Origin of the sequence: Vibrio harveyi (assembly GCF_030060435.1) — a bacterium.
Taxonomy (GTDB): domain Bacteria; phylum Pseudomonadota; class Gammaproteobacteria; order Enterobacterales; family Vibrionaceae; genus Vibrio; species Vibrio harveyi.
Genome location: NZ_CP125875.1, coordinates 2,846,780 through 2,865,076, shown reverse-complemented (window position 1 = coordinate 2,865,076; position 18,297 = coordinate 2,846,780). Strand labels below are relative to the sequence as shown.

The window sequence follows — 18,297 nt, the reverse complement described above, 5'->3', positions numbered from 1 at the left end:
TTTAGTTCTTCGATGAGGTTGGTTTACGTTGTGCAAGCAGAGCGACAATGTCTTTATCCATTTGTGATGTTTCGAACTTATCAAATGGGATGTACACCATGGTAAGTGGTGGCAAGTAATATTGAGTGGTTAGCCAACTGCCATGGTGAGGATGAACGACCTTGCCATCCGGGTAAATTAGGATTGGCGGATAAGCAAGTTCACCAATATCGCTTGAACGTAGATTAGTGATCTGTTCATGCAGAGCGATACCAGCTTGGTTTTCTACCGCGTAGACTTTTTCTAAGTTACCCACATACAACACTTTCTCTTTGCGTTTTGGTGCACTTAACGCAAGTTGACCTTGTAAAAGAGGGTTATCAAATTTATCCAGACGGATGCGATCAACATCAATGGCCGACAGCACGCGAGGTGCAAACTGGCTTCGTTGGATAAACTTGTAAAATGGGTGCGCAACTAAATTATGTTGAATCATTTGGTTCAACACCGAATTTTTTAAGGCAATACTTCTTTGCACTGCAGTTTCGGAATTATCAAATAGAGTCACAGCTAAAGGGTATTGTAGGGCGATTTGTTGTTCTTGTGCATGCTTAAGTACGCTCTCTAAACGCGCCGCTTGTTGGAACTGCAATGCTTTGCCCGTTCCGACAAGTTCAACATTAAGCGGTGAAGAGGGGTGGTTTTGAGCTTGAACAGTAGTAGGTGTCGCCAGAATCGTTGCCGTTAAACTTAGGCTTAATAAAGATAGCAGTCGCTTATTCATGATTTGCTGTACCCTTTCAGAATCGTCAATTCAACGGGCACCATGTTTGGACCTAAGTGTTGACGTGTTTTCACTACTTCTCCTTTACCGTTTACCCAGTATTGGTTCTCTACACTTTTTTCTAAGCTGGTAAACGTTACAACCTCGCTATAAACATCAGTAGAAGTAGATGAAATAGGGGTGATGACGGTTTCTTTACCTTGACGAGAACGCTGGACTTTAGCCGGGAATCCATAACGGTATTTGTCAGACCAATCGTAAGAAAGAGAATATTGTGCAGAGGGCGCTGAGTAGGCAGGAACGTTGCCATAAATGCCTGCTAGATTGGTGGTTTGCAAGCCAATAGTTTTAACGATATGACCGTTTTCTGTTACCACCATTGCCTTGTCTGCACTTACCCACTTTAATTGGGTATTGCCAGTTAATGGGTTTTGCTCAGCAAAGGCCAACACTACGAATACTTGCTTTTGGTCACCAATTTTTAAGTAAGCACTGGCATAAGGGACCGCTTCAATTTCTTGTGGAGTTAGCTCGACATCGATGTAGTTGCCATAAGCTTCTTGGACTGTCGCGGATACGTCATTAAATTTTTGTGTACAGCCGAAGATTGAGCTCAGTATAGGTAGGGCAATAAGTAAGCGCATCCATTTTAGCGATAGAAAGGTGTTCATCATTCCCTCATTACAAATAAAATCGCCCTGAATAGATCAGGGCGATTGTTTCCATATCTACAAAACTAAAAAATTATTTAGTTACTGAAGTAGAAGTAGAAGTAGACGTTGAAGTTGAATCGCTGTCTGACGCTGCAACTGCTACTACAGTTACTGCTGCTGCTGCACCGACTGCTACTGCAGTTGTGCCAGTTGCAGATGCTGCTGCTGTACCAGTAGTACCAGCTTCAGTCGCTGCAAATGCAGTTGATGCGCTTAGAGCCATAAGAATAGCTAGAGCTGTGTTCTTCATTATTAATCCTTGTATTTCAGATTTTAAAACATCGATGTTTGGTCTGTTTATCACACACCATTTCTCATTTTAGTTAAAAAACAATCAGCGTGTAAATAGTTTCCTATGCGAATTTACCTAACGTTAAAGAAAGATCGTGGAAGTATAGAGGGTTGCTTAGGTGTGATTATCGTATTTAATAAAAATACTTAAGTTGAAGTCACCTCAGAGTTCACGCAAACGTTCACGATTTTTATTCAACGCGACCCTTTGTATGTCTTGTTTTAAGTCGCTGACAGCCAATGAGTTTCTCATCTGTGAGAATTTGCTAACCATAAACAGAACTCTTAGAAGTCCCTCCCTCTTGCCGTTTTGCGCTAATCCATGCATAATTTGCCAGCTTTTGTGTAGCGTTTATCAAGACTGCTTTTTTGAACGACTAGTCGCAAAAGTGAGGCTTAAAAAGAATAGTTATATCAATAAACCGAATGAATCGGGAATCAGCGAACAGTGGCTAACGCGTAATGCCGCCGGGCGGTAGCGTGGAAACGCACAAACGAAATTGACAAAAGTTAACAGACATTCACTGCGCGTGTCATTCATAATGTGCAGCGGTCAGTCGACACCCAAGGAACACTTACGTGATTAATAAACGACCATGGCTAGGGGCGTTGAGTGCAATCAGCTTAGGCTTGTGCTCATTTTCTGCCTCAGCAGATTTTTATGCTGGTGCGTTAGTCAGTTACTCTAACGCCGAATTTCATCATTCCTCTTCTTCAGTAACCGAGGGAAACCCTTTCCTTCTTCAAGCGCAAGCTGGTTACTTTTTCAATGATTACCTCGCTTTTGAAGCGCGTTACGGAACCTCTGTACAACGAGACAGCGGACTGGCAGTAGACAGCCTCGCGAGTGGTTTTATCAAGTTGAACATGCCAGTCTCCGAACGTATCGCACTTTACGGACTAGCCGGTTATTCGAGCGTTCAGATCGACCAACAAAATGTAGGCTCAAATAAAGATCAAGGTTTTAGCTTTGGTTTGGGGATGCATTACGCTTTGGACAAGCAGAATGCGGTTGTCTTTGAGTTTGTTGACAGTACCTCTGAAGATCGGGTTCGCTTGAATGCACTTACTTTTGGCTTTCAACACCGATTTTAATTAAAGACCTAGCGCCTAGTTTTGTGGCTAGGATTTTTAACTCCTGACTTTAAATAGCGAATTATCATGCTCAAAGGATATTTCTCGATAGGTGCTTGCATTCTGGCAAGCCTATTTGCGCCACTTACTAATGCGCAGACTCCAACCCCAGAACAAATTCAGATGTTCAAGAACTTACCTGCTGATCAACAACAAGCATTGGCGAGTAAGTATGGTGTCTCTATTCCATCTGGCGCTTCTTCTCAACCAAGCAGTTACCAAAATCCTCAAGTGATTGAGCCACGTCCAATTGCTAGTAGCGCGACTGAAGCAAAAGTAAACGACGCCGAAAAAGACGAGCAAGGTCTAAAGCGTTTTGGTTTAGATTTGTTTGCAGGTTCACCTACGACGTTTGCACCAATCAATGATGTGCCTGTTCCGGCTGACTACACGGTAGGAGCTGGTGATGAAATCGTTATTCAACTTTTTGGTAAAGAGAACACGACGCATCGTCTTCGTGTTAATCGCGCTGGTATCATTAACTTCCCTTCTCTTGGTCCTGTTCAAGTGGCAGGTATGACATTCTCCGATGTGCGCGATTCTTTAAACCAGCGTGTAAAAGAGCAAATGATCGGAGTTCGTAGTGATATTTCATTGGGTGAAATGCGCACCATGCAAGTTTTTGTAATGGGTGACGCGTACAAGCCTGGCGCTTACACGGTGAGCGCCCTAACTACGATCTCTCAAGCTATTTATTACAGTGGTGGCTTCAGCGAGAGTGGCGCCCTTCGTAACGTGCAACTTAAGCGCAATGGTCAGGTAATTCGTAAACTGGATATGTACGACCTTTTACTAAAAGGTGATGCGCGTAACGACATCCGCTTGTTACCAGGAGACGTGGTCTTCATCGGCGCGTTGGGTAACACGATTTCGATTGATGGTGAAGTAAACCGTCCGGCAATCTATGAAATCAAACCAGGTGAAACCTATAAGCAAGCCATTCAAATGGCTGGCGGTTTTACGGCTAACGCTTATAGCGATCAAATCGAAGTGAAGCGTTATGCAGCTAAAGGTGCTCGCGATGCATTAACACTGAACTTTAGCCAGTCACATGACCAACAAACCAAAGTTAAAGATGGTGATGTGGTTAATGTGCTTAAGAAAAATGAAGAGCTGACACGTTACGTACAAATTGAAGGTGATGTTCGTCATCCGGGCTATATTGAATGGAAGAGCGGTCTACGTATTGCAGATTTATTCCAATCCGTTGATACCGCATTTAATTCTACTGCAGATGTAAGCTATGCCGTTGTTGTGCGTGAGATTAATCCTCAACGCGATATTGAGGTTTACCAAGTTAACCTTGCTAATGCGATTCTTTCTCCAACAAGTAAAGATAACTTGAAGCTGAATTCTCGCGATCGAGTCTTGGTGTTTAACCGCTTCAATAACGAAGATTTGGATACGTTAGCGGATCAAGAAACCGTTTCCAAAGCGAAAACCTTAGAGCAAGCTCAACTTCAAGCACAGCAAGAGCAATTGAAAGAGCAAGAAGTCATGAGCTCATCAGTGGCGGTGTCTTCTGCCACTCCATTAGAAAAAGATTCAAAGCAACCAAAGATCGTGTTCCGTGGCAAAGAAATCACTAAAGACGACTTTGAAGCATTAAAGCAAAATACGCGTCGCACGTTGCTTGCACCTGTGTTGCTACAACTTCAACAGCAATCGCGTTTGGGGTTGGCTCCGCAAATTGCAGAGGTCTTCGGTGAGGTAAAACACCCAGGGCGCTACCCAATTACCCCACGTATGACGATTTCTACCTTAATTGAAGCTGCGGGTGGCTTAACTTATAACGCATTTACCATCAACGCCGAGTTAGCTCGTACGGTAATTAACAGTAAAGATGAGCGCGCTTCTATTGATGTTGAGCGTATTGATTTGCGCCAAGCTATTCAAGGAAGTACTGTTGCCGATGCCATTATTGTTGGCAGAGACCGCTTAAACATCCTTGAGAAGCCAAACGTCAAACTGCAAAGCACGGTAACATTGCAAGGTGAGGTTCGCTTCCCTGGTACTTACACCGTCCGCCAAGGTGAGACCTTAGGTGAGCTGTTAGAGCGTGCAGGTGGTTTAACCGAATTCGCACATCCGCAAGGGGCTATCTTTACTCGTGAAGCATTGCGCCTTCAAGAGCAAAAGCTATTAAACCAATATGCTGCAGATATGCGAGCAGAAACCGCGAAGAAAACTTTCCGCGCAGACAGCAATATGGGCTCGGTGATCTCTGACCCAGATAAAACACTGAAGTTTGTTGAAGAAGCAAGTCGCAGCAAAGCTCTTGGTCGTATGGTCGTACAGCTTAATCGTATCCTTAAAGACGAGCGTTCTGCGGACTTTATGTTAGAAGACGGTGACTTCCTATTTGTACCGACCTTCCGCAACACGGTTTCGATCATGGGTGAAGTTCAAGTTCCCATTACATATCTGCTGGATAACAAGCTAGATGTGGATGATTACTTGAACAAAGCCGGCGGTGCGAAAAAACAAGCGGATGAAGACCGTATCTTCGTTGTGCGCGCAGACGGCTCGGTTTACAAACCAACATCAGGCTACTGGTTCGGTAACAATCATGAAGAGCTAAAAGCTGGTGATACTATTGTTGTACCAATCGATACGGACTACCGTGATGCATTAAGCACTTGGACTGCAGCTACGCAGATCCTTTACCAAACTGGTGTAGCGATCAACGCGTTGAAGTAAGGAACGACAAGATCATTCCAATCAGCTTAAAACAAGATTAGAAATGCAATAATAGTAAGAGCTTATGTAACGATTGAAGTTACATAAGCTCAGTTTTATGAACATGATTAATCAAAACGGCAAATATTACTCTGAACACCAATAGTGGCATTATTCAGCCGTAGCCCGTCATTCCAGCGAGCCGGAGCGAGACTAGGAATCTTGTCACAGCGCGGTTGTGTTTTGAAAGTCGGAGAACAATCTACCAAATTTCACCAATCTCTGAGTCCAATATAACGAACCTTAGAGCTTAGGATTAAAGACCAATGGAACCACAAAAAGAATCCAATCCAAACTACTTACCATCTCCACCTCAATCTACAGATGATGAGATTGACTTGCGTGAACTTTTTAACGCTCTATGGAAAGGCAAATGGATAATCATTGTTACCACATTTGTCTTTGCAGTCGCTTCCGTATTATACGCACTAAGTCTGCCAAATATATACAAATCCGACGCATTACTCGCGCCAGCAGAGAGCTCAAATGGGGGGGGGCTCTCCAAAATGGCTGGTCAACTTGGCGGCTTAGCTGCACTAGCTGGAGTCAACTTGGGCGCTGGTGAATCTTCTCAAACCGATTTAGCTGTTCAGGTGATGAAGTCTCGCCAGTTTGTAGAAGCATTCATTAACAAACATGATTTACTTGTGCCTCTAATGGCGGTTAAAGATTGGGATTTAACGAATAACAAACTCATCTTAGATGAAGAGTTATATAATCTAACTACAGGTGAGTGGTTACGAGAACCTGATGGTCTACGTGGTTCAACCCCAACCGCGCAAGAAGCGTTTGAAGTATTCAACAACGAAGTGTTGAGTATTAGCCAAGATAAAGAGAGTGGTTTATACACCGTTTCAGTAAAATACTACTCCCCATACATAGCTCAGCAATGGGTGAATTGGTTGATTGAAGATATCAATAAAGTAATGCGTGAACGCACGATAGCTGAAACTTCACAGAACTTGGCTTACTTAAATGCTCAGTTGAAAAAAACCGCTGTAGCTGATATGCAAAGTACATTTTATAAACTGATTGAAGAACAGACTAAAAGTTTGATGTTAGCTGAAGTACAGGAAGAGTTTGTATTCAAAGTTATCGATCCTGCAGTGATACCTGAAATTAAAGATGCACCTAAACGAGCATTAATTTGTGTGCTAGGTACAGTACTTGGAGGACTATGTGGGATTGCATTTGTTTTAGCCCTGTATGCATTTAGAAAAAATAATAGTTAGGACTTGTGTTTGCTAATTTCTATATCGAACTAACATAAGCTGAGACGAGAGTTTTTTAAATTGACTGTAGTTGTCAATACGAAACTTTATAAATTATATTTAACAATGTTAATCTGCATTGTCTTGCTCTTATACAGACGATGCCTATATTATAATTGGAATGATAAATTTCACTTTAAATGAACGAACAAATAATTGAGGATTAGATAATGATTGGTGTGATTTTAGCCGCCGGTGTAGGTTCAAGATTACGTCCTATGACGAATGATAAACCTAAATGTCTCGTAACTACTGCCGGGAAATCTATACTCCAGTATCAACTTGATGCATATAAAGAAGGGGGGATCAAGGAGCTAGTTGTTGTAGTTGGTTACGAAGGGCAAGCAGTAAAAGAGTATTTAAAGCATAATAAAGATTTCAAAATAAAAATTATAGATAATGATATATATGAAGATACTAACAACATGTATTCATTTTATTTAACGAAAGAGTACGTAAAAGGAAAAGCATTTATTTTAAACAACGCAGACTTAAGTGTTGAATCGAGTTTAATCGCTAACATGCTTGCAGATGAAAGAAAGGACTTAGTTGCTGTAGATGTCGGGCTATTTAATGATGAATCAATGAAAGTTACAATAGACGAAGTTGGCAATATATCTGATATTTCAAAACAAGTTAAAAAAGAAAATGCTATTGGATGCTCTATTGACTTTTACAAGTTCTCCGAAAGATCTAGCACAAGATTTTTTGAAGAGATGGAAACAATTATAGATGTTGATAAGAATCTAAAAGATTGGACTGAAGTTGCAATGCAACGACTTTTTCAATCACAAGAACTACAGTTCAGTGTATTTGATATTCAAGGTTTATCTTGGGTGGAAATTGATAACTACGATGATTTGGCTCTTTCGGACGAAATATTTTCACAGAAAAAAAAAAAGTAACTGATTACAAGTACTATTGTTTTGATCTGGACGGCACTGTTTATGTGGGAAATAATAAGATAAATGGTGCAGTAGAGGCAATAAAAGAACTAGAAAATAACGGAAAGAAAATTTTTTATGTCTCAAATAACTCTTCTAAAAGTAAAATTGACTATGTAACACGATTAGAGAGTTTGGGCTTAACTGTCTTAGAGAGCCAAGTTATTCTTTCTACTGATTCAACTATACGTTTTTTAAAAAAAATGAATGTTGAAAAGGTTTATGTTCTCGGTACGAAAAGCCTAAAAAAAATGGTTTTGGATGCAGGTATCGATATTTGTTCGTACAACCCTGAGTTTGTTGTTATTGGCTATGATACTGAACTTACGTATTCGAAGTTAATAGATGCATGCCGCCTTATCAATTCAGGGATTGATTTTGTAGCAACTCACTGTGATCCTGTTTGTCCCTCCGAAAATGGTCCAATTCCGGACATTGGACTTCTGACTGAAATGGTAGAAAAAACAACGCGAAAAAAAGTGTATGAAGTTTTTGGAAAACCAGGTCCAGACGTAATAGATACAATTATTGATGAATATGATATTAATAGGTCAGATATTATAATGGTTGGAGATAGATTATATACCGATATTGCAATGGCAAACAATGCAGGCATAGACTCAATTCTGGTTCTTTCTGGTGACACAACTAGGGATGAGGTTGAGAATGAACCCAACTCAGCGTCTTATGTTTTAAAGGATATATCTAGAATTATTTAATATTATAAGACTAATAGCTAAGAGAGTTTCATTAGCATGAGTTTCCCATGTATTTGTGCTTGGGAAAGCTCATGCTACCTCTTGGTTAATACGTTTATGGTAAAAATATCACTTGAAAATCAAAACCCCAAGATATTTATAATGGTAAGTATGCAAATTAGGAATATATAGTAATTATTGACTACTTATAGGATCAGAATTGTAAAGCGCTATCAAAATAGCATAATCTTCTAGGAAGGTTAAAATCGTTTTATTACTATATCAATCTTTGTTATTTTAAAGGTATTAGTTTTTAAGTTAGGGAATTTAGTTGTCTAAAACACTGTATAAAAACACATCGTACTTAGTCATAGTTCAATTTGTGATAATGCTCATACCGCTTAGTGTAATTCCATACTTGACTAGAAATTTGTCATTAGATGAATTTGGAAAAACGATGTTGATGCTAAGTATCTCAGCATTCCTTTTGATTATCACTGATTTTGGTTTCAATATTAGTGGTACTTATAAAGTTTCAGTTAAAAGAGCATTTAAGCATAAACTTGAAAGATTATTATCTGCAATTTTCCTGATCAAGTTTTTTTTAATAATCGTTATTGTATCTTTAATATTTTTATCCTATTTTCTCAGTTTTATAGGTTTTAAAGACTCATGTTATATATCATTATTGGTGCTATCTCAATCACTTTCTCCAGTTTGGTTTCTCCAAGGGGTAGAGAAAATGAAAGATATATTAATAATCACACTTTTATCTCGACTGATATATTTATCTCTAGTCTTCTCGGATGGAAATATTTCATACGATGATGTCATAGTATATACATTAATAATGAATTCACTACTAACCATTTTCTTATATTTTAAAATATTTGTATTAGGTTATCGAATATCAAGTTTTAATTCTAGATATTGTTTGCTAGTTTTTAAAGATAGTCTTAGCTTTTTTTACTCAAGACTAGCTGTTAGTCTATATACTAGATTAAATACAATTATTCTTGGTACATTCTCAAATACGACTCAAGTAGCATTCTTTACATCAAATGAAAAAATCTATACAGCATCGCAAAGTATAAGTAGTCCAGTTTCTAGAGCACTATTTCCTTTCATGGCAAATAAAGGCTCTTTCTTAGTTTTCTATAAAATGATTTCAGCAATATTAGTTGTAGGGCTTTTGGTTGCTGGTATGATGTTTTTTTATTCAAAAGAGATTGTGGTATTTGTTTTTGGTCCGGAATTTATTAGTTCTGTCAGTGTTTTCGAAATTTTCATTTTGATTTCTGTTATTACGTTTGTCTCAATGAACTTTGGCTATCCTGTTTTTTCGAGGTTAGGTAAAATAGAATATGCAAATAAAAGTGTCCTATACGGTGCTTTTATTCAGTTGATGTCTATTGCTTTTCTTATTTTCAATGAGCTTATCGATGCATACCATTTAGTGATAGCACTCTTAATTACAGAAACCTTTGTTCTTTTATATAGAATCTACTTTTTTAAAAAGCTAACAAGAAATAATTATGAATAAAATAAAAACTTTATTGGGTTTTTTTCCTTATTATTTATCAAGGATAATCCCTACTAAAAAAAATGTGTGGTTATTTGGTTCATGGCATGGTTATAAGTACGGAGATTCGAGCAGGGTTCTCTTTGAATATGTTAGTGATAATAAGAAAAATATAAAAGCAGTTTGGGTTTCACGAGATAAAAACATAGTAAAAAAAATTCGGGAAAAAAAGTATCGAGCTTATAGTACGTATTCAGTACCGGGTGTTTATTATTCCATAGTTGCTAATGTTAATGTCTTCAATGTGAGTGTTAATGATATAACAGATTTTTTTCCTGGAAAAAACTTAGTAAATTTGTGGCATGGGGTTCCTATTAAAAAAATTGGATATGACAATAAGGTAAGTTCTGTTATCAATAAGGAAAAAATAGAAAAGCTACACAGAGTATTTCCTTATATACGATGCGAAAAATTTATAGATCTCCAAGTCGCTTGTTCGGTCAAAGAAGCAGAGAATTTATCTACAGCGTTTGACCTTTCATTATCAAAAATAGCTATAACAGGTCTGCCAAGAAATGACCTTTTATTCGAGAAAATGAAAAACACTAGAAAGTTTAAAGTGATATACATGCCAACATGGCGTGAAAAGGAAAAGATCAACATATTTGAAGAAATGAACATAAATGCAAAGGAAATAAATGAAAAATTAAAAAAAATGGATATATATTTAGAAGTTAAACCTCATCCTAATAATACAAAAATATTTAATTTTGATAAGTTATCTAACATGTGTTTGTATAATAATAAAGGGGATGTTTATGAGCATTTAAATGATTACGATATACTTATCACCGATTATTCAAGTGTTTATATTGACTACTTGCTCACAGATAAACCGATAATATTTGTAAATGGTGATATAGACAGTTATTTAACTGAGGATAGAGAGCTATATTACGATTATAACTCTGTTACGCCGGGAATCAAATGTTCGACTTGGAATGATGTAATCTCAGCAATAGAAATCATAAAGACGCGCGGGGATACTTACCATGCAGAGCGTCAAAAAGTACGTGATTACTTTCATTTTTACAATGATGGGAACTCATCTCAAAGAGTTTTCAATTGTATATACGATAGGTTTATGTGAATGAAAATACTAGTATATTGTGATTGTATAGAAAGAATGAAGTTTTATAACACGATATTTTCTAATTATAAGAATATGTTTGTGTTTTTATCTGATAAGTATAGTGTATATATCAAGATAAAGCGTCAGGGGTATAAATCATATTGGTTAAAGAGAAGTAACTCCCATCACGCTCCAAAAGATGAGATTGCTAAATCTATAGAAGTTATGAATAATATAATTTCTATAACAGATGCAAAGTTGTTTTATTCTTCAGTTTTCTCTTCTTTGGAATATATATTAAGACTAGAAGGTTTTTCTCACATTGTTATTTGGAATGGGAGTACCATTGCTGGCAACGCTATTCGAGCGTTTAAAGAAAAGCAGAAAGAGGTTAAAACACTATTCTTAGAAATTTCTAATATACCTGGGAAGTTAGTTGTGGATCCTGTTGGTGTAAACGCTGAGTCTAGTATTTATTATAATAATAGTATTCTTAATGATATGCCCAAAGTTCCCCATTCTGAGTACATTACATGGAGAAATGAATACTTACAACAAAAACGCAACTACGTTCCCCCGCAAGCTGTAATTAAAAGTAAAGTCAACTACTTATCTGTTGTTGATCGGATATTTTCTTTAGTTTTTTCTTCTCCGATTCTTGATCAAAGAAGTTTTCTTGAGAAAATTATCCAAAAAAGAAAACAAAGAATAGTCATCAGCTATTCAAATTTAATACCAAGTGATTATGTTTTCTTACCTCTACAAGTAACTTCGGACACGCAAATTAAACTGAATAGTGACGTAGATAATATAGAGGCTATTAATTTTGCTAAAGAATACGCATTTAAACGTAAACTTATATTAGCAATTAAAGTTCATCCTGCAGAAACCGATATCAATTTCATTGGTTATGTAAAGTCAATTGAAAGTGAATTTATAAAAGTGGTTAATAGCGATACAAATGAATTAGTTAATAATGCCAAGAGTGTTATTGTTATTAATTCAACTGTAGGTCTTGAAAGCATGATTTTAGAAAAAGAAGTAATTGTTTTAGGTAGAGCTATTTATAATAAATTTGACCAGGAAATGCTTAAAAAGTACATATTAAGATATTTGCTTTCAATTGACTATTTTAATCCTAAACCTTTAGACGATAAACTTTTAAAACACTTTATTGAGAGAGCTAGTTAGTGAAGTATTTACTTGCTTTTTTCGTCCTACTAATTTCTTTACAGAGCTTCAGCACATACAAGTTTATTTTACCCGTTGCTATTGTAATCTTTATGTTGTCCCGCAAAAGGAAAATAAAAACAATACTATTGTCCTTGATATTTTTGATTTTCATTATCTATTATACATTGCCAGGTGTGGTTGTTTATAGCTTTGAATTTGACATGGCTTATTTTAGATCCACTTTGGTGGGTATAATTGCAGTTGGTCTTTTTTGGGCATCATATAACTATAAAAATAAAGAAATTTTCTCTCAAGCTATTAGTTTTGCATTGTTTGTGAATGTCTCCTTTCTATTTCTTCAAGGTTTTTTACTTTATGGTTCAGGTTACCACCTTGACTTTACTGGACCTCTTACCGGGCATGAATCAAGAGTTATTGGTCCCCCATTATTCTCATTTCGCCTTTGGCGACCTTCTGGTTTAACGTTTGAACCAGGAACTTATGCTACATATATTACGCCTTTGCTTTTCTTAAGTTATAAGTTGTCTGACTTTAAGGTTAATAAACTACATTTAATTACCGTAATTTCTCTATTATTTACTTTGTCTGTTTTTGCCATTATTTTTGCTTTTTCATTTATTATAATTGCTTATTGGCAAGTGTTGAAAAATAGTAAAATAATAAAAGTTATTACTCTCCCAATTTTGATGGCGATAGTTTATGTTGTTTACCAATATATATCGTGGCGTTTTTTTTCTGGGAGGCAAGATATAAGCTTGGGTGTTAAGTTATATGCGTTTAATTTCCTTTTAGAACAAGACATTACACGAGTATTAACAGGTTCATTTTACTCTTTCAATGACTGTCAATGTTTGGTTAGAGATACATCACTATTGTTTAATTTCTTTTTTACTTTTGGAGTTTTGGGTATTGTTTTCTTTGTTATCTTAATATTTAGCGTGAAGGGATTTAAGACGAAAATGATGTTATTTGTTATGTTTTTAAGTAAAATGCCTTTATTTGCTCCTATATTGTGGTTTTTTCTTATTGGAATGATAGTGAGAGATGATGAAAATTATATTTGTAACTCCAGGAAAAGCAAATCTACCAGAAATTAAAGCTTATAGTAAATATTTTTCTTTACATGGTGATGAAGTTTTTGTAGTTAATCGCGAAGATATAGAAAAATATAAGAATGCTCATTTCGATATTGAATGGCATTTTATGGGCTTTTCTAGAAAAAAGCTCACAAATTCAAGACTAGTAATTCATGAATACGCTTCGTTATCTACTCCTCCGTTTTCAAAGTTTAAAAATACTATTAAAGGTATTTTTTCTCATACTCCTGATTTAAGAATATTTCTGAATCATAAGGTTAAAGATGACCTTACCTTCTTGTGTGACTCAAAGTATTTGATTCGTGATATGGGAGTTGAGCTTCCTAAACAAGGTTTTAGGATAAATACTGATTCAAAGTATGACTTTCTCTATGTTGGTGCAATGGATCCAAGTAGAGATATTGATGGTCTCATAAAATTATTTATTGATCCTTCCTATAATCCTAATGGACTAAAACTATTTCTACTAGGAAAAGCACAAGACGATTTACTCGAAAGGTACAAGGTTCATTCAAATATTGTCTTTTTGGGTTTTGTTCCTCAAGAAGAGGTTTTTTCATATATTCTTGATAGTGAAGTTTGTGTTAATTGGATCCCTAATGTTTACCCTTACAATATTCAAACGTCTACCAAGTTATTAGAGTATGCAGCAATGGGTAAAAAGGTCATTACAACTCGTTATAATTGGGTAGATGAATTTTCAGAAAGAAACTCTTATCCTTTATTTTTTTTCTCGGACGAAGATGGACTTTCTAAGTCGTTTTTTTCTAAAGATAGAAACATTCCAAGTGTTGCATCTTGGTCCAAAATATTTCAGGAATTAAAATTGAGAGATTATATTTTTAATTTGTTGAAAGAGTAATTGGATAAAATTAATCGTATTTTTTAATGTGAGTTATTACCGAAGTAATGAGATGGATTAAACATGATCGTTCTAGATGAATTTTAACGCGATTAACTTGATTTGGACTTATGTTTAATAAATTTCATATAATGTTCACCTTTTATTTTAATTTATTAAATTGATAGTACTTGTTTTGATTGTTAAAGTGCTCAATTTGTTGTTGCTGATGTTTGTGTTTTGTTGGTTTATAGTAAAATTAAGTTGTGGCTTTTATGAAGAAAATAAAGATTGCTCATGTTCAACTTCTTCCTTTGTTGACTGGTGTACAGAATGTAACTATTTCAGAGTTAGATGGGTTAAGTGAAAAGCACTATAGTAAAACAATTATCTGCCAAAGTTCAGGTGAATTGACATTAAAAGCAAGTAAATTAAATATAAGTACAAAGTTGATCCCAGATCTTGTCAGAGAGATATCACCAGTCAAGGATTTTAAAGCTCTAATCTCGCTTTATAAAATTTTTAAAAAAGAAGAGTTTGATATTGTGCATACCCATTCTTCAAAGACTGGGCTGCTGGGAAGGTTGGCTGCTAGGATGGCCGGGGTACCATTAGTTATTCATACCGTTCACGGTTTTCCTTTCTCTTCTGCTAAAAGTAAAATTATATATATGTTTTATGTTTTTATGGAGTTTTTAGGTGGAAGGTTGTCTCATAAAGTTATCTGTCTTCATGAAAATGATAAGAAAATTTGTATTGATAAACTAAAGCTTAGTGAAGATAAGCTGGTAGTTTTACCAAATGGTGTTAATAAAAACATATTTCATCCATCAGATTCGTCTAGTCTTAATTTGATTAGGTCAGAATTAAAGTTATCTAAAGACAAGATTATTATAGGAATGATTGGACGTTTGTGGGAGCAGAAAAACCCGAAGGCAATGGTAGATGCTGCGTTATCCATCCTTTCTAGTCGTAATGATGTTGTTTTTGTTTTTGTGGGGGAGGGAGAGCTTAGAGCGTCGTTGGAAGCTATGTCTGATAGCTACTCTGATAATATCAAGTTTTTGGGTTGGAGGTCCGATACAGCGGACTTGCTTCGAAGCTTTGACATCTTTTCTTTACCTTCTCTATGGGAGGGGATGCCTTTAGCTATTATAGAAGCAATGGCGACGGGGTTGCCTTGCGTAGTATCTAATATCCCTGGTAATAATCATCTAATCGAAAATGGAAAAAACGGATTTCTCTTTGAACTCACAAATAATGAAGATTTTGTGAATTCTTTATTGAATTTAATTGATGATGAAGTTTTGCGAAAATCAATGGGAAATTATAGTCTTGAGCTTGTCAATAAGTTTTATGATATAGATTCGAGAGTTAATAAAATTAATACACTATATATTAACGAATTAAAATGTAGGGGTGAAATTTAATGTTCTTAATTGCAGGTCCATGTGTTATCGAATCCGAAAGTGTAGTTTTAGATACTTTTGAATCTTTAAAAGAGATTACCGACAAGCTCGGTATTGAATATATCGCCAAATCATCTTTTACTAAGGCGAATCGTTCATCCGTAAATGCCTTTACAGGCCCAGGCATTGATGAAGGTCTAAAAATTCTTCAAAAAGCAAAGGATCAATTAGGACTTAAGGTGTTGACTGATGTTCACGAGGATACCCCTTTAGACGAAGTTGCGTCAGTAGTCGATGTTTTACAAACACCTGCGTTCCTTGTTCGTCAAACGAGCTTTATTCAAAGAGTTGCTTCTTTCGGTAAGCCCGTAAACGTTAAAAAAGGACAGTGGATGCATCCTTCGGATATGGCGCCTGTTGTGGAGAAATGCCGAGCCGTCGGCAATAATGATATCTGGCTATGTGATCGTGGTACGAGTTTTGGCTTCGGGCAGCTAATTAACTACATGCCGGGTCTAACTATAATGAAAGAGACTGGTTGCAAGGTAGTTATGGATGCTACTCATAGTGTTCAGATGCCTGGCACACTTAACGGCTCAACTGGAGGGAACCGTTTTCATGTTCCAGCTATTGCTCGAGCTGCTGTAGCTGTTGGTATTGACGGCTTGTTTATGGAAACCCATCCAGACCCGGATCATGCCTTATGCGATGGTCCGAATATGCTTGCATTAAAGCACATGGAAGAGTTGTTAGAAACACTTTTAGAAATTGATGAGGTTGTGAATAAACGTCCTAAAATTGAAACAAGATTCTAGCATCTCCACTCCTAGTCAATCTATTATTCGTATCTAATTAAAGAGTATATTTTGAATACAGTAAAAATAGTTATTCCTGCTCGATATGGCTCCTCTAGACTTACTGGTAAGCCATTACTTGAAATAAATAATAGGCCAATATTTTGGCATGTCTTTCAGCGCTGTCTTGAAGCTGGTTTTGACTCCCGAGATATCATGTTAGCGACTGACGATACTCGAATATTTGAGAAAGCCTCTGATTTGAACATTCCAGTCATAATGACGTCGTGTGAGCATGACAGTGGAACTGATAGAATTTTCGAGGTAGCGACCTCACAAGGTTGGAACAAGCAAGATATTGTCATTAATGTTCAAGGCGATGAACCGCTAGTTGACCCTAAGTTGATTCGTCAACTATCGCTATTTGCACGTAAACATACAGAATTCGAAATAACAACAGTTGTTGTGCCAATTGTACATAGTGATGACTTCAATAACCCTAATGTTGTTAAAGCCGTCATGGGATTGAATCATCGAGCTCTTTATTTTACTCGCTCAAACACCCCTTACAACAGGGAATTTCCTTCGGATCTTTCGTTCGCTTTTCGTCATGTCGGCATTTATGCTTATACGGTGGGTGCTCTAGACGCATTTTGTTCATTCGAAGAAGCGCCTCTAGAGGCTTATGAGAAGCTCGAGCAGTTAAGAGCTCTTTCAAATGGTATGGCAATTGGTGCTTGTTATTTTGATGGAGAGCTTGCTCATGGAATAGACACTTTGGATGACTATTTAACTATCAAAAAGAGAATGGAAAAGGCTTAATGGACATCATAAAAATTGCTAAGGACGTAATTCAGACAGAAGTAGATGGGCTCATTCATATGGGGGCTCACATCGATAATAGTTTTATTCAGGCAGTAAATGCTATTCTCACTACTCATGGGCGTACTATTATTTGTGGCATGGGTAAATCTGGTATTGTTGGAAAAAAAATTGCTGCATCTTTCGCAAGTACAGGTACGCCTAGTTTCTTTATGCATCCGGGTGAAGCTTTTCACGGTGATTTAGGGATGGTCAAACCTGAAGATGTCTTTATTGCAATATCTAACTCAGGTGAAACGGATGAGGTGCTAAAACTACTTCCATTTCTAAGAGATAATGGGAACTATGTTATAGCGCTTACCGGCAAAAGCGGATCCACATTAGCAAAAAACGCCCATTGTCATTTGGATATAGCCGTTCCTAAAGAAGCTTGCCCGCATCAATTAGCTCCAACCTCTTCGACTACTGCTACGTTGGTTATGGGAGATGCATTGACTGTCGCGTTAATGGAATCTAGAGAATTTCTGCCAGAAAACTTTGCCCGATTTCATCCTGGAGGGAGTTTAGGAAGACGCCTTTTATCCAGAGTTAGCGATGAAATGGTCTCCGAGTTTCCAGTAGTCAAAGAAAGTGCTGACTTTACTTCTGTTGTGCACGCAATTTCTGATGGAAAGTTAGGGTTGGTGTTAGTTGAAGTTGATCAGGGTTTAGCTATCATTACGGACGGCGACGTTCGAAAAGCAATGAATGCCAACGGTAAGCAAGTTTTTGATTTAAAGGCTCGAGACATTCTAACCTTAAATCCCGCTAAAATTTCTGGTTCTGCGAGTACTCAAAGTGCCTATGAAGTGATGGAAAATAAAAAGATAACATCACTCATCGTTGTCGAAGATGAGAGAGTTATAGGGGTTTTGAAAAAATAAAAAAAGTCCA

General features: G+C 36.8%; 17 protein-coding genes. 14 read left to right on the top strand and 3 right to left on the bottom strand.

Annotated features, from left to right (window positions below):
• Position 1: 1 nt before the first annotated feature.
• The 3 genes from QMY49_RS13575 to QMY49_RS13565 all read right to left on the bottom strand — a co-directional run bounded on the left by QMY49_RS13575 (position 2) and on the right by QMY49_RS13565 (position 1,726).
• A complete protein-coding gene (locus QMY49_RS13575) occupies positions 2–763 on the bottom strand; it encodes a capsule biosynthesis GfcC family protein (RefSeq protein ID WP_283311999.1) in 762 nt (253 codons plus the stop codon).
• Positions 760–1,434: a YjbF family lipoprotein gene (locus tag QMY49_RS13570; protein ID WP_283314125.1), complete on the bottom strand. Its 675-nt coding sequence runs from the start codon at positions 1,432–1,434 to the stop codon at positions 760–762. The genes QMY49_RS13575 and QMY49_RS13570 overlap by 4 nt, the downstream gene beginning before the upstream one ends.
• A 73-nt stretch (positions 1,435–1,507) precedes the next feature.
• Positions 1,508–1,726 (bottom strand): hypothetical protein, encoded by a 219-nt coding sequence (locus QMY49_RS13565; protein ID WP_017449110.1) that lies wholly within the window; start codon positions 1,724–1,726, stop codon positions 1,508–1,510.
• A 620-nt stretch (positions 1,727–2,346) separates the two neighbouring features.
• Between QMY49_RS13565 and QMY49_RS13560 the strand changes: the two genes are divergently transcribed.
• The 14 genes from QMY49_RS13560 to QMY49_RS13495 all read left to right on the top strand — a co-directional run bounded on the left by QMY49_RS13560 (position 2,347) and on the right by QMY49_RS13495 (position 18,287).
• The gene (locus tag QMY49_RS13560; RefSeq protein WP_283311996.1) at positions 2,347–2,862 is read left to right on the top strand and encodes a porin family protein; all 516 of its coding nucleotides are present in this window, start codon (positions 2,347–2,349) and stop codon (positions 2,860–2,862) included.
• 66 nt (positions 2,863–2,928) lie between these two features.
• Positions 2,929–5,601, top strand: coding sequence for an SLBB domain-containing protein (locus tag QMY49_RS13555; RefSeq protein WP_283311994.1), 2,673 nt, complete (start codon positions 2,929–2,931; stop codon positions 5,599–5,601).
• A gap of 305 nt (positions 5,602–5,906) precedes the next feature.
• Entirely contained in the window at positions 5,907–6,872 is a 966-nt protein-coding gene (locus QMY49_RS13550; RefSeq protein ID WP_283311992.1) for a Wzz/FepE/Etk N-terminal domain-containing protein, read from the top strand.
• Positions 6,873–7,081: 209 nt separating this feature from the next.
• Positions 7,082–7,816 carry a phosphocholine cytidylyltransferase family protein gene (locus tag QMY49_RS13545; protein ID WP_069506947.1) on the top strand — a complete coding sequence of 245 codons (735 nt, stop codon included), beginning with the start codon at positions 7,082–7,084 and terminating at the stop codon, positions 7,814–7,816.
• Positions 7,792–8,574, top strand: a complete 783-nt coding sequence (locus QMY49_RS13540) for an HAD-IIA family hydrolase (protein ID WP_283314123.1) — start codon at positions 7,792–7,794, stop codon at positions 8,572–8,574. The genes QMY49_RS13545 and QMY49_RS13540 overlap by 25 nt, the downstream gene beginning before the upstream one ends.
• A gap of 310 nt (positions 8,575–8,884) precedes the next feature.
• Positions 8,885–10,096 carry an oligosaccharide flippase family protein gene (locus tag QMY49_RS13535; RefSeq protein WP_078554533.1) on the top strand — a complete coding sequence of 404 codons (1,212 nt, stop codon included), beginning with the start codon at positions 8,885–8,887 and terminating at the stop codon, positions 10,094–10,096.
• On the top strand, positions 10,089–11,225 hold the full coding sequence (locus QMY49_RS13530) for a CDP-glycerol glycerophosphotransferase family protein (protein ID WP_283311988.1): 1,137 nt from the start codon (positions 10,089–10,091) through the stop codon (positions 11,223–11,225). Before QMY49_RS13535 ends, QMY49_RS13530 begins: the two co-directional genes overlap by 8 nt.
• Positions 11,226–12,398, top strand: a complete 1,173-nt coding sequence (locus QMY49_RS13525; RefSeq protein ID WP_283311986.1) for a capsular polysaccharide export protein, LipB/KpsS family — start codon at positions 11,226–11,228, stop codon at positions 12,396–12,398.
• Positions 12,399–12,601: 203 nt separating this feature from the next.
• On the top strand, positions 12,602–13,498 hold the full coding sequence (locus QMY49_RS13520) for a hypothetical protein (protein WP_283311985.1): 897 nt from the start codon (positions 12,602–12,604) through the stop codon (positions 13,496–13,498).
• Entirely contained in the window at positions 13,446–14,360 is a 915-nt protein-coding gene (locus QMY49_RS13515) for a glycosyltransferase (protein WP_283311983.1), read from the top strand. Before QMY49_RS13520 ends, QMY49_RS13515 begins: the two co-directional genes overlap by 53 nt.
• A 254-nt stretch (positions 14,361–14,614) precedes the next feature.
• Complete coding sequence (locus QMY49_RS13510) at positions 14,615–15,769, top strand: glycosyltransferase family 4 protein (protein ID WP_069506960.1); 1,155 nt, start codon at positions 14,615–14,617, stop codon at positions 15,767–15,769.
• Positions 15,769–16,563: a 3-deoxy-8-phosphooctulonate synthase gene (gene kdsA, locus QMY49_RS13505; RefSeq protein ID WP_283311980.1), complete on the top strand. Its 795-nt coding sequence runs from the start codon at positions 15,769–15,771 to the stop codon at positions 16,561–16,563. Before QMY49_RS13510 ends, kdsA begins: the two co-directional genes overlap by 1 nt.
• A gap of 51 nt (positions 16,564–16,614) precedes the next feature.
• Positions 16,615–17,364: a 3-deoxy-manno-octulosonate cytidylyltransferase gene (kdsB, locus tag QMY49_RS13500; RefSeq protein WP_069506964.1), complete on the top strand. Its 750-nt coding sequence runs from the start codon at positions 16,615–16,617 to the stop codon at positions 17,362–17,364.
• Entirely contained in the window at positions 17,364–18,287 is a 924-nt protein-coding gene (locus tag QMY49_RS13495; protein ID WP_283311979.1) for a KpsF/GutQ family sugar-phosphate isomerase, read from the top strand. Before kdsB ends, QMY49_RS13495 begins: the two co-directional genes overlap by 1 nt.
• Positions 18,288–18,297: the final 10 nt, after the last annotated feature.

Coding starts and splice junctions, on each gene's coding strand:
- QMY49_RS13575 (WP_283311999.1), bottom strand. CDS start 763: ATGAATAAGCGACTGCTATCTTTATTAAGCCTAAGTTTAACGGCAACG.
- QMY49_RS13565 (WP_017449110.1), bottom strand. CDS start 1,726: ATGAAGAACACAGCTCTAGCTATTCTTATGGCTCTAAGCGCATCAACT.
- QMY49_RS13515 (WP_283311983.1), top strand. CDS start 13,446: ATGATGAAAATTATATTTGTAACTCCAGGAAAAGCAAATCTACCAGAA.
- QMY49_RS13520 (WP_283311985.1), top strand. CDS start 12,602: ATGGCTTATTTTAGATCCACTTTGGTGGGTATAATTGCAGTTGGTCTT.
- QMY49_RS13570 (WP_283314125.1), bottom strand. CDS start 1,434: ATGAACACCTTTCTATCGCTAAAATGGATGCGCTTACTTATTGCCCTA.
- QMY49_RS13525 (WP_283311986.1), top strand. CDS start 11,226: ATGAAAATACTAGTATATTGTGATTGTATAGAAAGAATGAAGTTTTAT.
- QMY49_RS13545 (WP_069506947.1), top strand. CDS start 7,082: ATGATTGGTGTGATTTTAGCCGCCGGTGTAGGTTCAAGATTACGTCCT.
- QMY49_RS13550 (WP_283311992.1), top strand. CDS start 5,907: ATGGAACCACAAAAAGAATCCAATCCAAACTACTTACCATCTCCACCT.
- kdsA (WP_283311980.1), top strand. CDS start 15,769: ATGTTCTTAATTGCAGGTCCATGTGTTATCGAATCCGAAAGTGTAGTT.
- QMY49_RS13495 (WP_283311979.1), top strand. CDS start 17,364: ATGGACATCATAAAAATTGCTAAGGACGTAATTCAGACAGAAGTAGAT.
- QMY49_RS13510 (WP_069506960.1), top strand. CDS start 14,615: ATGAAGAAAATAAAGATTGCTCATGTTCAACTTCTTCCTTTGTTGACT.
- QMY49_RS13530 (WP_283311988.1), top strand. CDS start 10,089: ATGAATAAAATAAAAACTTTATTGGGTTTTTTTCCTTATTATTTATCA.
- QMY49_RS13555 (WP_283311994.1), top strand. CDS start 2,929: ATGCTCAAAGGATATTTCTCGATAGGTGCTTGCATTCTGGCAAGCCTA.